Annotated in this window: 21 protein-coding genes; 7 read left to right on the top strand and 14 right to left on the bottom strand. The window is 70.4% G+C overall.

Features of this window, described 5'->3' with window-relative positions; genetic code table 11:
* Positions 1-47: 47 nt before the first annotated feature.
* From ACMCNO_RS14645 to ACMCNO_RS14625, 5 genes are all read right to left on the bottom strand, one after another.
* Complete coding sequence (locus ACMCNO_RS14645; protein WP_412749975.1) at positions 48-473, bottom strand: acyl-CoA thioesterase; 426 nt, start codon at positions 471-473, stop codon at positions 48-50.
* A 108-nt stretch (positions 474-581) separates the two neighbouring features.
* The gene (locus ACMCNO_RS14640) at positions 582-1,028 is read right to left on the bottom strand and encodes a hypothetical protein (RefSeq protein ID WP_412749974.1); all 447 of its coding nucleotides are present in this window, start codon (positions 1,026-1,028) and stop codon (positions 582-584) included.
* Between the two features lie 174 nt (positions 1,029-1,202).
* A complete protein-coding gene (locus ACMCNO_RS14635; protein ID WP_412749973.1) occupies positions 1,203-2,192 on the bottom strand; it encodes a B12-binding domain-containing protein in 990 nt (329 codons plus the stop codon).
* Positions 2,193-2,220: 28 nt separating this feature from the next.
* The gene (locus ACMCNO_RS14630) at positions 2,221-3,555 is read right to left on the bottom strand and encodes a PP2C family protein-serine/threonine phosphatase (protein WP_412749972.1); all 1,335 of its coding nucleotides are present in this window, start codon (positions 3,553-3,555) and stop codon (positions 2,221-2,223) included.
* A 30-nt stretch (positions 3,556-3,585) separates the two neighbouring features.
* Positions 3,586-4,407: an ATP-binding protein gene (locus ACMCNO_RS14625; protein ID WP_412749971.1), complete on the bottom strand. Its 822-nt coding sequence runs from the start codon at positions 4,405-4,407 to the stop codon at positions 3,586-3,588.
* A 272-nt stretch (positions 4,408-4,679) separates the two neighbouring features.
* On the opposite strand from ACMCNO_RS14625, the gene ACMCNO_RS14620 reads away from it, so the two are divergent.
* Positions 4,680-5,339, top strand: a complete 660-nt coding sequence (locus ACMCNO_RS14620; protein WP_412749970.1) for a Bax inhibitor-1 family protein — start codon at positions 4,680-4,682, stop codon at positions 5,337-5,339.
* Between the two features lie 284 nt (positions 5,340-5,623).
* Complete coding sequence (gene bglS, locus ACMCNO_RS14615) at positions 5,624-6,409, top strand: beta-glucanase (RefSeq protein WP_412749969.1); 786 nt, start codon at positions 5,624-5,626, stop codon at positions 6,407-6,409.
* Positions 6,410-6,526: 117 nt separating this feature from the next.
* Here bglS and ACMCNO_RS14610 read toward each other — a convergent pair whose 3' ends face one another.
* Positions 6,527-6,976 carry a MarR family winged helix-turn-helix transcriptional regulator gene (locus tag ACMCNO_RS14610; RefSeq protein WP_412749968.1) on the bottom strand — a complete coding sequence of 150 codons (450 nt, stop codon included), beginning with the start codon at positions 6,974-6,976 and terminating at the stop codon, positions 6,527-6,529.
* 99 nt (positions 6,977-7,075) lie between these two features.
* On the opposite strand from ACMCNO_RS14610, the gene ACMCNO_RS14605 reads away from it, so the two are divergent.
* The 3 genes from ACMCNO_RS14605 (at position 7,076) to ACMCNO_RS14595 (ending at position 8,820) form a co-directional block, all read left to right on the top strand.
* A complete protein-coding gene (locus ACMCNO_RS14605; RefSeq protein ID WP_412749967.1) occupies positions 7,076-7,732 on the top strand; it encodes a maleylpyruvate isomerase family mycothiol-dependent enzyme in 657 nt (218 codons plus the stop codon).
* A 150-nt stretch (positions 7,733-7,882) separates the two neighbouring features.
* The gene (locus ACMCNO_RS14600; protein WP_412749966.1) at positions 7,883-8,092 is read left to right on the top strand and encodes a DUF4177 domain-containing protein; all 210 of its coding nucleotides are present in this window, start codon (positions 7,883-7,885) and stop codon (positions 8,090-8,092) included.
* 500 nt (positions 8,093-8,592) lie between these two features.
* Positions 8,593-8,820 carry a DUF4913 domain-containing protein gene (locus ACMCNO_RS14595; RefSeq protein ID WP_412749965.1) on the top strand — a complete coding sequence of 76 codons (228 nt, stop codon included), beginning with the start codon at positions 8,593-8,595 and terminating at the stop codon, positions 8,818-8,820.
* A 150-nt stretch (positions 8,821-8,970) separates the two neighbouring features.
* Here ACMCNO_RS14595 and ACMCNO_RS14590 read toward each other — a convergent pair whose 3' ends face one another.
* The 5 genes from ACMCNO_RS14590 to ACMCNO_RS14570 form a co-directional block, all read right to left on the bottom strand.
* Entirely contained in the window at positions 8,971-9,198 is a 228-nt protein-coding gene (locus tag ACMCNO_RS14590) for a hypothetical protein (protein ID WP_412749964.1), read from the bottom strand.
* A 152-nt stretch (positions 9,199-9,350) separates the two neighbouring features.
* Positions 9,351-9,932: a hypothetical protein gene (locus ACMCNO_RS14585; protein ID WP_412749963.1), complete on the bottom strand. Its 582-nt coding sequence runs from the start codon at positions 9,930-9,932 to the stop codon at positions 9,351-9,353.
* 127 nt (positions 9,933-10,059) lie between these two features.
* The gene (locus ACMCNO_RS14580; RefSeq protein ID WP_412749962.1) at positions 10,060-10,368 is read right to left on the bottom strand and encodes a winged helix-turn-helix domain-containing protein; all 309 of its coding nucleotides are present in this window, start codon (positions 10,366-10,368) and stop codon (positions 10,060-10,062) included.
* A complete protein-coding gene (locus ACMCNO_RS14575; protein ID WP_412749961.1) occupies positions 10,365-10,805 on the bottom strand; it encodes a hypothetical protein in 441 nt (146 codons plus the stop codon). The genes ACMCNO_RS14580 and ACMCNO_RS14575 overlap by 4 nt, the downstream gene beginning before the upstream one ends.
* A 53-nt stretch (positions 10,806-10,858) precedes the next feature.
* Entirely contained in the window at positions 10,859-11,524 is a 666-nt protein-coding gene (locus ACMCNO_RS14570; RefSeq protein ID WP_412749960.1) for a TetR family transcriptional regulator, read from the bottom strand.
* An 86-nt stretch (positions 11,525-11,610) separates the two neighbouring features.
* On the opposite strand from ACMCNO_RS14570, the gene ACMCNO_RS14565 reads away from it, so the two are divergent.
* Together ACMCNO_RS14565 and ACMCNO_RS14560 are read left to right on the top strand one after the other, a co-directional pair.
* Positions 11,611-11,766, top strand: a complete 156-nt coding sequence (locus tag ACMCNO_RS14565; protein WP_412749959.1) for a hypothetical protein — start codon at positions 11,611-11,613, stop codon at positions 11,764-11,766.
* A 16-nt stretch (positions 11,767-11,782) separates the two neighbouring features.
* On the top strand, positions 11,783-12,049 hold the full coding sequence (locus ACMCNO_RS14560; RefSeq protein WP_412749958.1) for a hypothetical protein: 267 nt from the start codon (positions 11,783-11,785) through the stop codon (positions 12,047-12,049).
* Positions 12,050-12,191: 142 nt separating this feature from the next.
* Here ACMCNO_RS14560 and ACMCNO_RS14555 read toward each other — a convergent pair whose 3' ends face one another.
* The 3 genes from ACMCNO_RS14555 to ACMCNO_RS14545 form a co-directional block, all read right to left on the bottom strand.
* The gene (locus ACMCNO_RS14555; RefSeq protein WP_412749957.1) at positions 12,192-12,860 is read right to left on the bottom strand and encodes a potassium channel family protein; all 669 of its coding nucleotides are present in this window, start codon (positions 12,858-12,860) and stop codon (positions 12,192-12,194) included.
* The gene (locus tag ACMCNO_RS14550) at positions 12,853-14,190 is read right to left on the bottom strand and encodes a TrkH family potassium uptake protein (RefSeq protein ID WP_412749956.1); all 1,338 of its coding nucleotides are present in this window, start codon (positions 14,188-14,190) and stop codon (positions 12,853-12,855) included. The genes ACMCNO_RS14555 and ACMCNO_RS14550 overlap by 8 nt, the downstream gene beginning before the upstream one ends.
* A 337-nt stretch (positions 14,191-14,527) precedes the next feature.
* Entirely contained in the window at positions 14,528-14,809 is a 282-nt protein-coding gene (locus ACMCNO_RS14545; RefSeq protein WP_412749955.1) for a hypothetical protein, read from the bottom strand.
* Positions 14,810-14,823: the final 14 nt, after the last annotated feature.

Here is a 14,823-nt window from a genome sequence, read left to right as displayed (position 1 = left end):
GCAGGCAGGACCGCCTCACGCGCCGAGGGCGGGCAAGCCGGGACTGGTCACTGCGCCTGGGCCGAGTGGAGCCTGCGCGCGGTGTCCAGGATCTCGGCGGGCATCGGGCAGGAGACCCGCCGCGCGGTGTCCAGGTGTACGCCCGTGAGCGTGGTGACCGCCGCGGTCTCCCCCGAGGCGTTGCGCATCTCGTGCCGGAACCGCATCACCTTCTCGCGGACTTCGAGCAGCGTGGAGTGCACCGCGACCGTGTCACCAGCAAGAACCTCGCGCTGGTAGGTGAGGTGCTGCTCCACCGCGACCATGCCGCGCGAGGATGATCTCAAGTAGTCCGGGGTGATGCCGAGCGTCGTGAACAGGTTCCAGGTCGCCTCGTCGAACTTCCCGACATACCACATCACGTTCATGTGCCCCATGTGGTCGCAGTGCCACGGGTATACCGTGCCGCGGTAGGTCAGCACCGGCTCAGCCATCCCGCACTCCTCGATCCGGCCCATGGGCGACCAGCACAACTGAACGATCGCTAAGGCACCGTCCACGCAGGTCGCCGCGCCGGCCGCGGGCGTGACCACGACCTCGCTTCAGGAGGCGTCTGCGCCCAGCGCCGCCGTGATCTGCTCGATCGCGACCGTCTCCGGAGGGCTTACGGCCTGGCCGTCCTCCCGATGGGCGGCCGCGACCTTGTTCGCCACGGCGAGAACAAAGCTGCGGTAGCCGTCCACCTCCTCGGCCGTCGCCTTGTCCGCCAGCAGCGCCACGGCGTCGCGCAGGTGCCGCAGTCCGCTGTCCCGGAGCTCGTCAACCGAGTGATACCGCGTGTGGTCGGCCTTGGGTTTCGCCCCCACGATCTCGTCGAGCAGCTCGCTCTGGCCATGCACCCTGCGCGCCTCGGCGTACGCCTTCGACAGGGCCAACGTCTCGCGGAACATCCCCCCGCTGGCCGCGGTGACCACGATCATGCCCGCGCTCGGCGGACCCTCAAGGACCGTCGTCCATTCCTGCGGCGAGAATGCTGCCTTCGTCGTCACTGCCTCTCCCCCTCGGTCTGATGCACCGGGTATCCCGAGGTCGACGGTACGACACCGCAAGGACCGACGTGGATGGTTGGGAAGTGCCTTCCTCCCTCCCGGCCCGATGTTCACCCGCCCTGGGTGATCCCGCCCCAGGTGATCCCGCCCCGGCCGACGGGCGCCAAGGCTGGACTACAGGCGGCCCTGGAGCACGGCCCGGCCGGCGGCCACCATCCGTGCGGTGCGCGGGCTGTCGTCCAGCGCCTCCTGCAGGTGCTCCAGGACCAGGTCGACGCTGACGGGCGGCACATGACGGGCCGTGAGCAGGTCGGCCAGCCAGTCCACGAACCCCGCGAACAGCGCCTGATCGTCGACATACACCGCGGTGGCCAGGAAGGCAGCGATGTGGCCCAGGTCCTCGACGGTCGCCTCCCGCTGCGAACGCGTGTAGCCGCGCATCGGCCGAAAGCGCTGGTCCAGGACGGAAAGAGCGCGGTTGACCAGGTCGGGCGTCTCCTTGACCAGCCGGTCGTACTCCTCGTCGACCAGGTGGTCGAGCCCGGCGCGGTCTGCCGGGGGCGGCGGCCAGTCCTCGAGCGCCGCAGCGGCCCCGGCGGCGTCGGCGGCCCAGGCGTCGGCCCCGAGGCGGTCCGCCCACCGCGCCGTGCCACCGAATCCCAGGCCGCCGCACAGCACCGGTACGCCGGCCCGCCGGGCCGCCATGACCGACCGGTGGGCGGAGGGCAGGCGGACGGCCAGCGAGATGCTGAGCAGCACCGCGGCCGGTTCATGCTGCTGCAGGTACGACGTCAGGTGTGCGGCCGGGACGCTGGCCCCGAGAAAGTGCACCGAGAAGCCGCGCAGCCGGAGAGTCTCGGCGAGCAGCCGGGAGGGCATCGTGTGCCACTCGCCGTCCGGGCAGGCGACGACGACGAGCCTGTCCGGCCGCCGGGGTGGCGGCTCGGCAGCGGCGCAGACGACGGTCAGCCGCGCGTTGATATGGCTCGCCACGTGTTCGTCGGCCACCGACACCCGGTTGCGCGCCCACAACTCGCCGATCGTCGCCTGGACCGGCGCGATCAACCGCAGCAGGACGTCCTCCGGGTCCGTGCCGGTGTCGATGAGGTGGTGGGCGAGCCGGAACGCGGCCGCCTCGTCGGCGGCCAGAACGTTGCCCAGCAAGGTCGGGCATTCGGGATGGGTCGTCCGGTCATCGTGCTCCTCCTCGAGGTGGAACCGCAGGCTGCGCCCGAACGACGAGAATCGCGATGTCGTCGTGGTGGGCCCCGGACAGCCAGTCGACGACGCGTTGCTCGATCCGCTCCGCCACCACCGCCGCCGGGGCGGTTGCGTATTCGGTCAGCAGTGCGGCGAGCCGATCCGGGCCGAACATCGTCCCCGTTGGTCCGCGGGCCTCGGTCACCCCGTCGGTGTAGAGGACGCAGGCCTCGCCGGGGGCAAGCCAGACGACGGCCTCAGCGAACCTCCCCGGCCGGTCGGCGCCGAGCATCATGCCGCCGATGTGCACCGCTTCCACCTCGCCGGTGCCCCGCACCACCAAGGGGGGAAGGTGACCGCCGGCCGCCAGGCGCAGCAGGGCACCCCCACCGGGCGTCGCCCGCACCGAGCCCACGACCACCGTGGTGAACTGGGTCGCCGCCGCACTGCTGGTGTCGACGGAGGCGTCGTTGAGCACGGCGAGGATGTCCAGCGGCTGCCCGGTGACCCGGCACAGGATCGACAGGGACTGCCGGAGCCGGCCACCGGCCACCGCCGCGTCGACGCCCTTGCCGCAGACGTCGCCGACGATGCACAGGACGCCGCCGTCGGCGAGCGGCTCGACGTGCACGATGTCGCCGCTCATGTGCATCGCCTCGCGTGCCGGCCGGTACGCCGTCGCCAGGTCCAGACCGGTGACGGACGGCAGCGGAGCCGGCCGCAGCGCCGCGCGCAGGGTGTCGGCGACCCGGACCTGATCCCGGTAGAGGAGGGCCGCTGTCACGGCGCGGCCGACCGGCTCGGCGTACTGGGCGGCCAGGGTGCGATCGGCGTCGTCGAAGGCCGGGCCATCCGCGCAACGCAGCAGCACCAGCACGCCCTGGCACAGGTGGTCGCACGGCAGCCGGACGAGCACCCCGTGCCCGTCGTGCTCCGTGCCGTCGGGCAGGACCCACCGTCCGCAGCGCACCGGCCGCACCCAGGGCCCGTCGGCGACCGCGAGCGCGGCCCGGATCCAGCCCGGAAGGTCGGCCGGTGGCACGTCCGCCGAGCGCACCGGCATCCGTTCCGGCCCGTGCGCCGCCGCCCGGCCGTCCGTCGTCCACCAGTGCGCCCACTGCGGGCCGGACACGAGGACGAGAGCCGCGGCCTCGGCCAGCGCGGGCACCGGCAGCCGGACTGCCGCGCGGGCGCTGCGTTGCAGGCTGAGCGACTGCCCGAGCATCCGGTACGCCGCCAGGAGGAAGTCCAGCCGCGGCGCGGGCACGTCCCGGGCACGGGGGCCGCCGTTCGCCGCGCACGGTTCGCTCACGCCGTGCCGGGACACGCAGGCAGGATCCACGGCGTACGGCTTGCTCTACTCGGCGTGCAGTGGCAGGGCGTACGTCAGCGACACGATCGTGCCGCCGGGCCCGGTGTCGATGTCGACCCGCAGGCAGATCTGACGGGCCAGCCACAGACCGGCGGAACGCACCCGGCCCGGACGCGAACGCGGATATGTCACACGCTGCTGGCGCGGGATGCCGGGACCGCGGTCGGTGATCCGCAGGATCAGCCGCTCGCCGTGGCGTTCGACCCTGATGGTCCCGCGGCCGCCGCCGTGCAGGACCGCGTTGGTCATGATCTCAGTCGCGGCGAGCACCAGTTTGTACTGGTCGAAGCCGGACAGGCCGCAGCTCGTGGCATAGCTCAACAGGCGATCCCGGATCGCCGGGATGCCCTGCCGGTCGAACGGCTCGTCTAGGACGTCAACGACAGCCGCGGGCACCTCAGGCGGTTGGTCGTCGGGCGGTTGGTCGTCGGGCGGTTGGTCGTCGGGCGCTTGCCCGGCCATGCCGGTGTCCGGACCGTCGCCGCCGTCGGCCGGGCGCAGACCGAACAGCGTGGTCAGGCCCGCCATGTGCAGGTGCTGCACGATCTCGGGACCTGCCCCGTGCAACTGGAATTCGGCGCCGCACCGGGTGGCCAACCGCCGGGTGAGGACGAGCAGTGCGACCCCCGACGAGTCCAGCGCCGCGGCTGCGGTCAGGTCAACCTGCACCCGCAGGGCGTGCGCGGCCTTCATGGCGCGCTCCACCTGCGACAGCACGTCCTCGTGCTGCACCATGATCACCGCTCCGGTGAGCGCGACGCGGACCGTGCCGCCCAGGACGAAATCGATCTGCGCTGGACGATCCATGCCGATCGCCTCCCCTCCGGCGAAACCGTGAGTCCACAGTCGCGTGAGACGGATTGCGGAGACGGACAACGAGTACGATACGCGTCAGACCGCCCCGGATGGGCACTCAGGATCGGGCGGGCAGACGGCGCCGTTCCGTAATCGCCAGGCGGGCCGGTGATGAGCTCGGCGGCGCCGATTCGCCGGGGCGACTATCACCCCTGGCGAAGGGTGTCCACGTGATCGCGCCGGTTCAGACTGGGGCCACACCAGCCAGCTCAGCGGGGAATCCGATGGACCACACCTTTGCGTACCGCCCGGCCGCACTCGCTGCCCGCGACCGCGGCCACGCCCTGTTCGCGCAGACGATGGGCTATGTGGCGGCGACCACCGGCCTGTTCGCCCTCGGCGCGTTCCTCGGTCGCAACCTTCCCGGCGTGATCGCCTTCGTCGCGTACCTCGCAGCGTTCGGCGCCCTGATCGGCATGCAGTTCACCGTCCGCCGATCGCGGGACAAGACGATCGCACTGCTGGCGGCATTCGGACTGCTGATGGGGGTGGCGGTCGCACCGACGCTGGTCTACTACGCCCGCACCGATCCGCAGGCGCTGTGGCAGGCGGGCGCCGCGACGGCGTTGTTCGTCGCGGCCTTCGGCGCGGCCGGATACGCGACCCGCCGCGACCTCACGGTGCTGGCCCGGTTCTGCTTCTGGGCGCTGGTGGCCCTGCTCCTCTTCGGCATCGTGCTGATCTTCGTGAACATCCCGTACGGGTCCCTCGTCTACTCCGTACTCGGCCTGGTGATCTTCGCGGGGTTCATCATGTTCGACTTCCAGCGGCTGCGACGCTCCTCCGACGTCGAATCCGCCCCCCTGCTGGCGGCATCGATCTTCCTCGACATCCTCAACGTGTTCCTCTTCTTCCTGCGGATCTTCCGGGGCGGCAACCGCTGACGCCCGGGCCACCCGGTCCCGGCAGGCTGCCACCGCACCGAACGCCCCACGCGGACCTGGAGAGTGCGGGTCAGGTCGACCCGGGCCGCGTAAACGCCTGATGTCGCGGCGCTTACGTTACGGAACTCGACATGCTTGTGCTGGTGTTGGCACGATGTTAACTTTTCGCTAGGGAGCGCTCCCACTCTTTCTCCCTCCATTGCCGCGGGCTTCGCCATCGCGCGGTCGGCGGTGACCACACAAGGTGTATCTGCAGAACACCGAATCCCGCATCGCCATCGCCTTTGCCGCTGCGGGCGCACCCCCACCACTGCATCCCCGACGCTCCACAGTGGTCAATCCCCAGGCGAGAGCTTCGTCATGCCATCGCCGACGACACGTCACCGGGCCAATGTCCGCCGCTGGCTCCTGTCGTCGACGACTTCACCTCCTTCGACACCGGCCGGTGGCACAAGGCCGACGGCTGGACCAACGGCGGCGCCTTCAACAACGGCTGGCGCGCCGACCACGTCTGGTTCAGCGGCGGCGCCATGGGCATCAACCTCGACAAGGCCGCCTGCCCCAGCGGCTGCTCGGGCATGCCGTACGCCTCCGGCGAGTACCGCTCCAACGACCTGTTCTCCTACGGCCGCTTCGAGACCCGGATGATGGCCGTCAAGCGTTCCGGCACCGTCACGTCGTTCTTCACCTACACCGGGCCCAGCGACGGACAACCCTGGGATGAAATCGACGTCGAGATCCTCGGCAAGAACACCACCCAGATGCAGACCAACTACTTCACCAACGGCGTCGGCGGACACGAGACAATCATCAATCTCGGATTCGACGCGTCCACCGGCTACCACGACTACGCCATCGAATGGTGGAATCAGGGCACCATCAACTGGTTCGTGGACGGCAAGCTCGTCCACCAGGAGAACGGCTCGCGCGGCGCACTGCCCACTCACCCGCAACGCATCATGGCCAACCTGTGGCCGGGCATCGGGGTCGACAGCTGGCTCGGCGCATTCTCCTATCCTGGAACGCCGTTGAGCGCCCGCTACGAATGGGCCAAGTACACCAAGTACTGACATCGGGTCCAGCATCGACCTGCCGGCGAACGCAGCACAGCGTTCGCCGGCCAGGCCGTCGACGTCGCCCCCTTCGCGCCGAGCCGGTCCCCGCCCCGGGCCGGGTCGCACCGGGCGTCATTGATACGGGTCGGTGATCTCGCGCAGCCGGGTGAGGGCGCGCCGCAGTTGGGTCGCCGCGCGGAGGCCCAGATGCCGTGTCCATTCGGCCTCGACGTCGGCCTCCGCCTGCCGGGCGACCGCGATCACGGCCTCGCCCCGCGGCGCGAACTGCACGAGGCGGGCCCGGGCATCCGTGGGATCGGGAACCCGGCGGACGTAGCCCGCCCGCTCCAGCTGATCGACGAGGAAGCCCGCGGTCTGCTTGGTCACCTGGGCCTGCTCGGCCAGCTCGGTGAGGCGGGTGCCGTCGGGACCGATCCGCGCCGCCAACCGTCCCTGAGCGATCGTGAGATCCGCGAATCCGGCCGCGGCGATGGCCTCCAGCACGCGGGTTTCCATGGCGCGATGGGCGATGTAGCAGAGCAGGCCCAGATTCAGTCCGTCCTGGTGCGTGTCCTCGTCCATCCCGGCTGCCACCTCCCGGACTCTTGACTTAAGTCAGCCTCTCTGACCATTATTAGTCAGAGGATCGTACCAAATCCGAGTAGTGGCCGGAGGTGCCGGATGGACCGCGACGACGTGTGGCAGACCATCGACGACGAGCGGCGGAGCCTTGCGGACCTCCTGGACGACCTGTCCGCGCCGGAGTGGGCGACCCCGTCGTTGTGCGCCGGTTGGCGGGTACGCGAGGTGGCGGCACATCTCACGCTCGCCCACGCGGGGGCGCTCTCCGCTCTCGCCTGGCTGGTCCGGGCCCGTGGCGACTTCAACCGCATGGTCCACGACACGGCCGTGCGCCAGGCCGAACTGCCCGTCGACCGGTATTCCGCCGCGCTGCGTGGCATGGTGGGTTCGCGCCGCAAGGCACCCGGTGTCAGCCACCTCGAACCACTTCTCGACATCCTCGTGCACGGGCAGGACATCGCGATACCGCTCGGGCGTCCCCGCCCCGTGCCGACCGCGGCGGCCGCGACCGCGGTCGCCCGGGTCTGGGCGATGGGATGGCCGTTCCACGCGCAGCGGATCCTCAGCGGACTCGAGATCGTTGCCACCGACCACCCGTGGTCTGGCGGGCAGGGAGAACGGGTCGAGGGCCCCATCGCGTCCATCCTGCTCCTGATCACCGGCCGACGAGCCGCCCTGTCATCACTGTCCGGACCCGGGATGACCGAGTTGGAAGACCGACTGGCCCCTCGGCCGGGCTCGGACAGGCAGCGCTGACCGCGGCGCCCGGTGGCAGCGCCGCCGGTCCATGGACCGCCCGGGGAATCAATTCCACCATCAGCCCCTGTGGTTGCAGCGCGTCGAGGCCCGTTGTCGATCCTTGCCTTTCCGATGCACGGACGGGAACGGCGCGCGACCATGAAGGCCATGGCAGAACGATATGAGTACAAGGTCCTGGAACTTCGCGAGAAGATGGTGGGCGGCAAGATGTCGGGCGACGAGTTGGAGGAGACCCTCAACCGGCACGCCGCCGAAGGCTGGCGACTCAAGGCGATCACGTCCGCGGACGTGAAGGGTCGCCTCGGGCCCGGCGGTGTCGCAGGACTACTGGTGACGCTCGAGCGCGTCACCGGGTAGCCTCGCCACCCGCTTCTGACGCCCGCCATCAACGCGCCGATGAGCGGGCGAGCTGTCACCGTCCGCTGCCATCACCCGGGTGGCGGGCCGATCGGATTCAGGAATGTGTGCTCGGGCCTGAACCATGTGGCGCGGCGCGACGTTGTCGGGCCGCGGCTTCGCCCATCCATCGCCGAACGACGTCATCCACCAGCGCCGCGATGTGCGGGCGAGTTCACCGGCGACCTAGGAGAGCACATGACAAGCCCTGCCACCACGAAGTCAGGCCAGGAACCGCCCGACGATGACGAGGAGGCCTGAATCGACGGTCCTCCCCCGCCCGACGGGCCGCCCGCGCCCCGGTACATCCTGTACAAGGCCGGCGACGACTTCAGCGACACCCTCGACCGCCTGGCGGTCTGGGTGCACGACATCCTGATCCCGGTGTACGGACGCGAGGTGACCTCGAGCGGCCCCCCTGGTGTCCTCAATGGTGGCTGCATCCCGAGGCCGTCGCCCTGTTGCATTCGCTGCAGCTTGCGTGGGAGGCGATGACCGGCTCGCGCAGCGAACTCACCGGGCCTGCCAACTGGAACCGCGACTACCTCGGGCCCATCATGGCCAACCTGCGGGACCCCTCCGGCACGTTCGCCGGGTGCAAGCCGGGCATGCACCGCGACAAGCAGCCTCCACCGATCGCGGACTTCGACACCGCACCCCATGACGCTCTCCGGTATGAAGCTCGGTAGGCAACCCGGTGAACGGTCGTCAGCGGGCCCGGCCGAGGAACCGGCCGGGCCCGCTGAGCGTCCCGCGACGGCTCTCAGCGCGGCGTCGGTCTCGTGACACGCGCCCACCTCCGCGTCGTTCCGGGACATCCGGACGTCCTGCGACGCGCCCTACCAGGTGGAGTACGCGCTGTTCGCATAGCTCCGGTCGCCACTGAAGAACGCGCGGTCGGAGAGCCTTCCGCCGTCGCGGAGGTCCTGAAGATCGATCTCCACGTTGTTGATGTAGACCCGTGCGACGACGGTCGTCTGCGCTTGGCCGCCCGCGGGCGCGACTCGATTCAGGTCGGCGTAGCGGTTCCGGGAACCGACGCCCAGTTCCTCTTCTTCTTCCTCCACGGCCTCTGTCCTTCCTGGCCCGATGGCCCTCGTGTGGTCCGGCCCGTGCACGGCTACAACGGGCCGTACCACACGCCGGTTCACGAACAGACGTCCCTGCCGCGGCGAAACGCTCGCGGCGTCTGGTTGCGGATACCGATCCCGGGCGTGGCTCAGCGCGCCGAGCAGAAGGCGCGCAGGGCCGCCTCGTCGGACGGATCCATCCATTCGTACGTGCCACGCAACTGGTCGGCCCGCTGGTCGACCGTCGTGACCGTGGCCGTCATCTCGCCCCAGGGCATGCTGATGTGCAGCAAGGTCCGCACGATGCCGGGCGGCAGGTGGACGCCGTCGGCGGGCGCCGCACGCAGCAGCAGCCCGCTGGTGGACACGTCCTCGACCTGGCCGGACACCGCCACCAGGCGGCGGCCCGGTTCGGTGTCGAGCTGGACCGTGCCCGTCGCGGCGTACGCGCCGGGGCGGCGGGCGGCACCGCGTCGCTGGACCACGTCGGTGGGTGGGTCGCCGGTGCGGGTGAGGATGCCGTCATGCAGTTCCGCCTCGACCCAGGTGACGCCGGCGCTGCTGACCAGCTCGAGGATGCCGAAGCGGCGGGTGCTGTCCGGGCTGAGCACCGGGATCGGCGGCAGCTCGGCCACGAACGCCGCGCTGACCTCGGCCAGCGTGATCAGTGCGAGCGGCTGCTCACCCGGGCACCGCAGCACGAGTGTGCTGCCCGCCGGGACCGTGACCATCGGATCTCCCCGCTCTAGGGTCCGCTTCCCCGAACGGTCTCACGGACGCGTCCCGCCCGGCGGTCCCGCCGCGGACCGTCACGCTTCCGGCGTACGTGTCAGCGACCGAACCGGTGAGGGACGGAGGTCAGCGCGACAGGCCGTCAGCGATGGCGCGAAGCGCCGCGAGGTGGCGAGTCATCGCCTCCCGGCCGGCGGGCGCGAGGGCGAGCCAGGTGCGCGGCCGTTTGCCCACGTAGCCCTTCTCGACGGTGACGTAGCCGGCGTCCTCGAGCATGGATATCTGTTTGGACAGCGCTGCCGCGGTGAGTTCCACCGCGTCGCGGACGAGCGCGAATTCGGCCCGATCCACTTCGGAGAGATACGCCATGATGGACAGCCGGATCGGGGCGTGGATCAGCGGATCGAGGCGATGGCGCGGATGCGCTCCGGTCACCGGCCCACCCACCAGGCGGCAGCCGCCCACACCGAGAAGCCGGTGGCGGCGCCGACCGGATACGCCGCGGGGTAGTCGATGCCGAATGCCATCGTGAGGCCGAACACCATGGACCAGGCAACGATGGCCAGGACCAGCGTGCGCCGGGGTATCGCGCGGACCGGTTGCCGCCGTAGCCAGACCGCGAACAGTACGGCCAGCAGCGCGTACCACACTCCCCACCACGCGGACGACACCCAGGCCGAGACCGCCCAGACGGCCAGCACGGAACCGGCGGACACCGCGCCGAAGCCGAGCAGGTAATTCCGGGCCCAACGGCCCGCGGCCCGACGGCCGGCGGTACGTGCCTGCTCGGCGGCGTCGAGCGCAGCGCGGGCCTGCGCTCTGTCGGAGGCGTTGTCGGCCCTGTCTCTCTCCGGGATTGCCGGACCATTCATGCCGCCAACCTAGCAACTAGTTACCGATTCGACAACTAGTTGCGCTGGAGGATCTAAGCCTCGGTGGCCCAGTGCCGGGCGCCCAGCACGATCAGCCGCAGCTGGCGGCCGGCGGTGTCGATCACCCGTGCTTCGGCGCCGGCGGAGTCCGGCGGGGCATCGAGCAGCGCCGCGGCGGTCCACACCATGTGGTTGACCATCAGGCCGGTGACCATCCGCAGGTCGGCGGCGATCCACCGGTCGAAGGGGGGACCGCCGAGCAGCTTGTCGTCAGCGAGATCAGCGGCCAGCTCGGCGGCGAACAGGTCGAGCTGCTCGGCGATCGCGGCGCGCACGGCCGGCACACCACCGTGGCGCTCCCGAGCGACGAAGCGGAACTGCTCCCGATGGTCGTGCACCCGCCGGGCGAGGATGCTGATCGACCGGTTGATCACCTCGTCGCTGGAGCTCAGGCCGTCGCGGACGGTGCGGATGGTGGCCCGCAAGCTGCCGAGGCACTCGTCGACAAGGGCCACGCCAAGGCTGTCGACGTCGGGGAAATGGCGATAGAAGGCGGTCGGGGTGACACCCGCCACGCGGGTGACCTCGCGCAGGCCGATGCTGCCCAGGCTCCGATGCTCCATCAGGGCCAGGGCCGCGTCGAGCAGCGCCCGCCGGGTGCGCGCCTTCTGCTCCGGTCGGCTGAGCCGGTCGGGGGGTGTCGAGTGCCGGTGGTTCATGTCACTCAGTAAACACCTGTCCACCGAGTCGCCCGGAGTCCTATGGTGTTTCAGTAAACAACTGTCAACTGAAGGGGGAGAGGCAGATGGTGGCACTGATGGTCGCGATCGCGCTCATCGCCCTGGTCGTCGGCCCGTCCGTGCTCATCGGACAGCCGCTGCTCATCGCGGTGGGCGCAGTGCTGGCCGGCGCTGTTCTCCTCGGCGCCCGGCGTGCCGCGACGCTCGCCCGGCGTCGCTGACCCAGGAAGGACCGCCATGAATTTCGTCAAACGCGTCGGCAGCCTCGACGACCGCGCAGTCGCGTCGGTGGCGCTGGGCGTGGCCGGCCTGTTCTTCTTCAACGTCATGTTCGGGCCGATCGCCATCGCGCTCGGCGCGATCACCGCCCACCGGCACGGCGCCGGCACTCCCAGCCGCAACGCGGGCCTGATCGGAGTCGCACTCGGGGTCGCCGACCTGATCGTGCTGGCTGCCCTGATGGCCACCCAGATCCACCACGGCAGCCTGGTCTGGCACGTCTAGGGCGTGTGGCCACCCCACAGAGACTCGAGCGCCTGGTCGAGCGCATCAGGGGTCGGATCGGCCGCACCTTGGTGGACCTGACACGCCCGGCTGAGGTTGGTTCCCCTGCGCGAACAACACCCACAGCCCCGCGCGTGGGTGGTCAAGTCAGGCTGGCGAACGCTTCCACCTGAGGAGTCTTGCCCGCGACCAGAAGGGTGTCGCCGGTGTGGACGGTTGTGTCGGCGGTGGCGTACGTGAAGTCCTCGCCCGGATGTTTGATGGCGACGACGGTGACGCCGTACTTGGAACGCAGCGCCGCGTCGGCGAGGGTCCTGTCGAACGCCTCTTCCGGCGCGCGGGCCTTGACGACGGCGTAGCCGTCATCGAACTCGATGAAGTTGAGGTTGTGCCCGGTGACGAGATGGGCGACGCGTTCGCCCATCTCGTGCTCCGGCAGCACGACGTGGTGCGCGCCGATTCGCTGCAGGATGCTGGCGTGCCGGTGGCTCATCGCCTTGGCCCAGATGTTGGGGATGCCCAGGTCGGCGAGGAGGCCGGTGGTCAGGATTCCAGCTTCCAGGTTGATGCCGATGCCGACGACGGCGTGCGCCATGTCCTGCACGCCGAGCTGGCGCATCGCCACCTCGTCGGTGGTGTTCGCGACCGCGGCGTGGGTCAGATGGTCGGCGTACTCCTGCACGACCGCCGGGTCCGAGTCGACACCGATGACCTCCCAGCGCTGGCGCATCAGCTCCAGGGCCAGCGAGCTGCCGAAGCGGCCGAGGCCGAGCACGGCGATGCGGTGGGAGGCGGCGGGATTCCTAGCCAACGATGATTCGCTCCTCGGGTCGTTCGTAGCGGCGGGTCCGCTGCCGCAGCGCGAGGGCGGCGGCGGCGGTGATCGGGCCGAGCCGGCCGATGAACATCAGCAGTATCAGAATGACATGCCCCGGTGTGCCGACCTGCGCGGTGATGCCGGTGGTCAGCCCGACGGTGGCGAACGCCGACGTGACCTCGAAAAGCACCTGGTCCAGCCGGAACGACGTCAGCGCCAGCAGCGCGACCGCGGACGCGGTGACGGTGGTGACGCTGAGCAGCGCGACGGTCAGCGCCTGCCGTTGTACGTCTGCGGGCAGGCGGCGGCCGAGCGCATGCACGGTGGGGTTGCCGCGGACTTCGGCGAGGATGACGAACCCGAGCAGCGCGAACGTGGTGACCTTGATACCGCCGGCGGTGCCGGCACTGCCGCCGCCGATGAACATCAGCACGTCGTGCATCAGCAGAGTGACGTCGGTGAACTGGGCGACGTCGAGGCTGTTGAAGCCGGCGGTGCGCGTCATGACCGCGGTGGTGAGCCCGGCCAGCAGCTTTCCGCCCGTCCCGAGACCGCCGAGGGTGCCCGGGTTCGACCACTCCGCGGCGCTGACCGCCACCCATCCACCGGTGAGCAGTACGACCGTCATCACCACCGTGATCTTGGTGTGGATGGACCAGCGACGTGGCCTGCGCAGCTCGCGGCGCAGCTCGAACAGCACCGGGAAGCCGAGGCCGCCGATGATCACCGCGGTGTCGATAGGCAGGCACACGAAGGGGTCGGCGACGAAGCGCATCAGGCTGTCGGAGAACAGGCCGAAGCCTGCGTTGTTGAACGCCGACACGGCATGGAACACCCCCAGGTAGGCGGCACGACCCCAAGCCTCGCCGTAGCCGTCGGCGAACCGCCAGGTCAGCACCACCGCCACGAGCGCCTCCACGGCCAGGCTCACCCGGACCACGCCGAACACCACCCGGCGGACCTCCCCGACCCCGATCGCCTTGGTCTCCGCCTGCGCGCCCAGCTGCATCCGCATCCGCAGGCGCCGCGACACCAGCAGGCCGAGCAGCGACGCGAGCGTCATGATCCCGAAGCCGCCGATCTGAATCAGCCCCAGGATCACCACCTCGCCGAATCCCGACCAGTAGGTGCCGGTGTCGACAACAACCAGCCCGGTCACGCACACCGCCGACGTGGCGGTGAACACCGCCGTCATCAACGGAGCGCTGCGCCCACTCTCGGTGGCGAACGGCAACGACAGCAGCGCCGACCCCAGCAGCACCGCCACGGCGAACCCGAGCACCACCAGCCGGGCCGGATGCCGCACGACATCCCACAGCCGCACCCGACGAGCTCGCGCCGACCGATACGCCGACCGCCCCGCACCGCGAAGCCCCGACAGCACCGAGCGGCGCCGGCCACCGCCCCGCGCCGGATCCGGACCGGTCAGCGGGCCGCCGGCCAGCACGAACACCCCCAACGCACGGCGGCGAAGACCCACCCGGCTGGGAGCAGGCTCAGCAGCAGAAGCGCCCGAGTCCGCTCCATCAGCTCATGATCTACGCCGCTGGAGCGACGCCGGCCCAAACCAGCAAATCAACCCCGCCCGGTCCGGACGGACGACCACGTGATCACCCGAAATCCGCACCGGGCCGCGCCGAGCCGGCTGATCCGCCCCGGCGCTACCCGTCGCCGTCGTCGTCCTGCTGCTCGGTCAGCTCCGCCAGGACGTCGGCGGCGTCGCGGCTGCCGGCGGCGGCCAGGCGCCGCAGCTCGCCGACGTCGCCGCGCTCGCCCGCGAGTTCGACGAGCTGGTCCACCGCGTCGGTGCTGCCGGCCGCGGCGAGGCGCCGCAGCTCGTCCATGTCACCGCGCTCACCCGCGAGTTCGACGAGCTGGTCTACGGCATCCTGGTCACCGTCCGCGGCGCGGGCACGCAGGCCGTCCAGACCGCGATCTGGCATGTCGGCCTCCCTCC

Origin of the sequence: Krasilnikovia sp. M28-CT-15 (assembly GCF_047159595.1) — a bacterium.
GTDB lineage: Bacteria > Actinomycetota > Actinomycetes > Mycobacteriales > Micromonosporaceae > Actinoplanes.
This window is presented reverse-complemented; position numbering and strand designations above follow the sequence as displayed.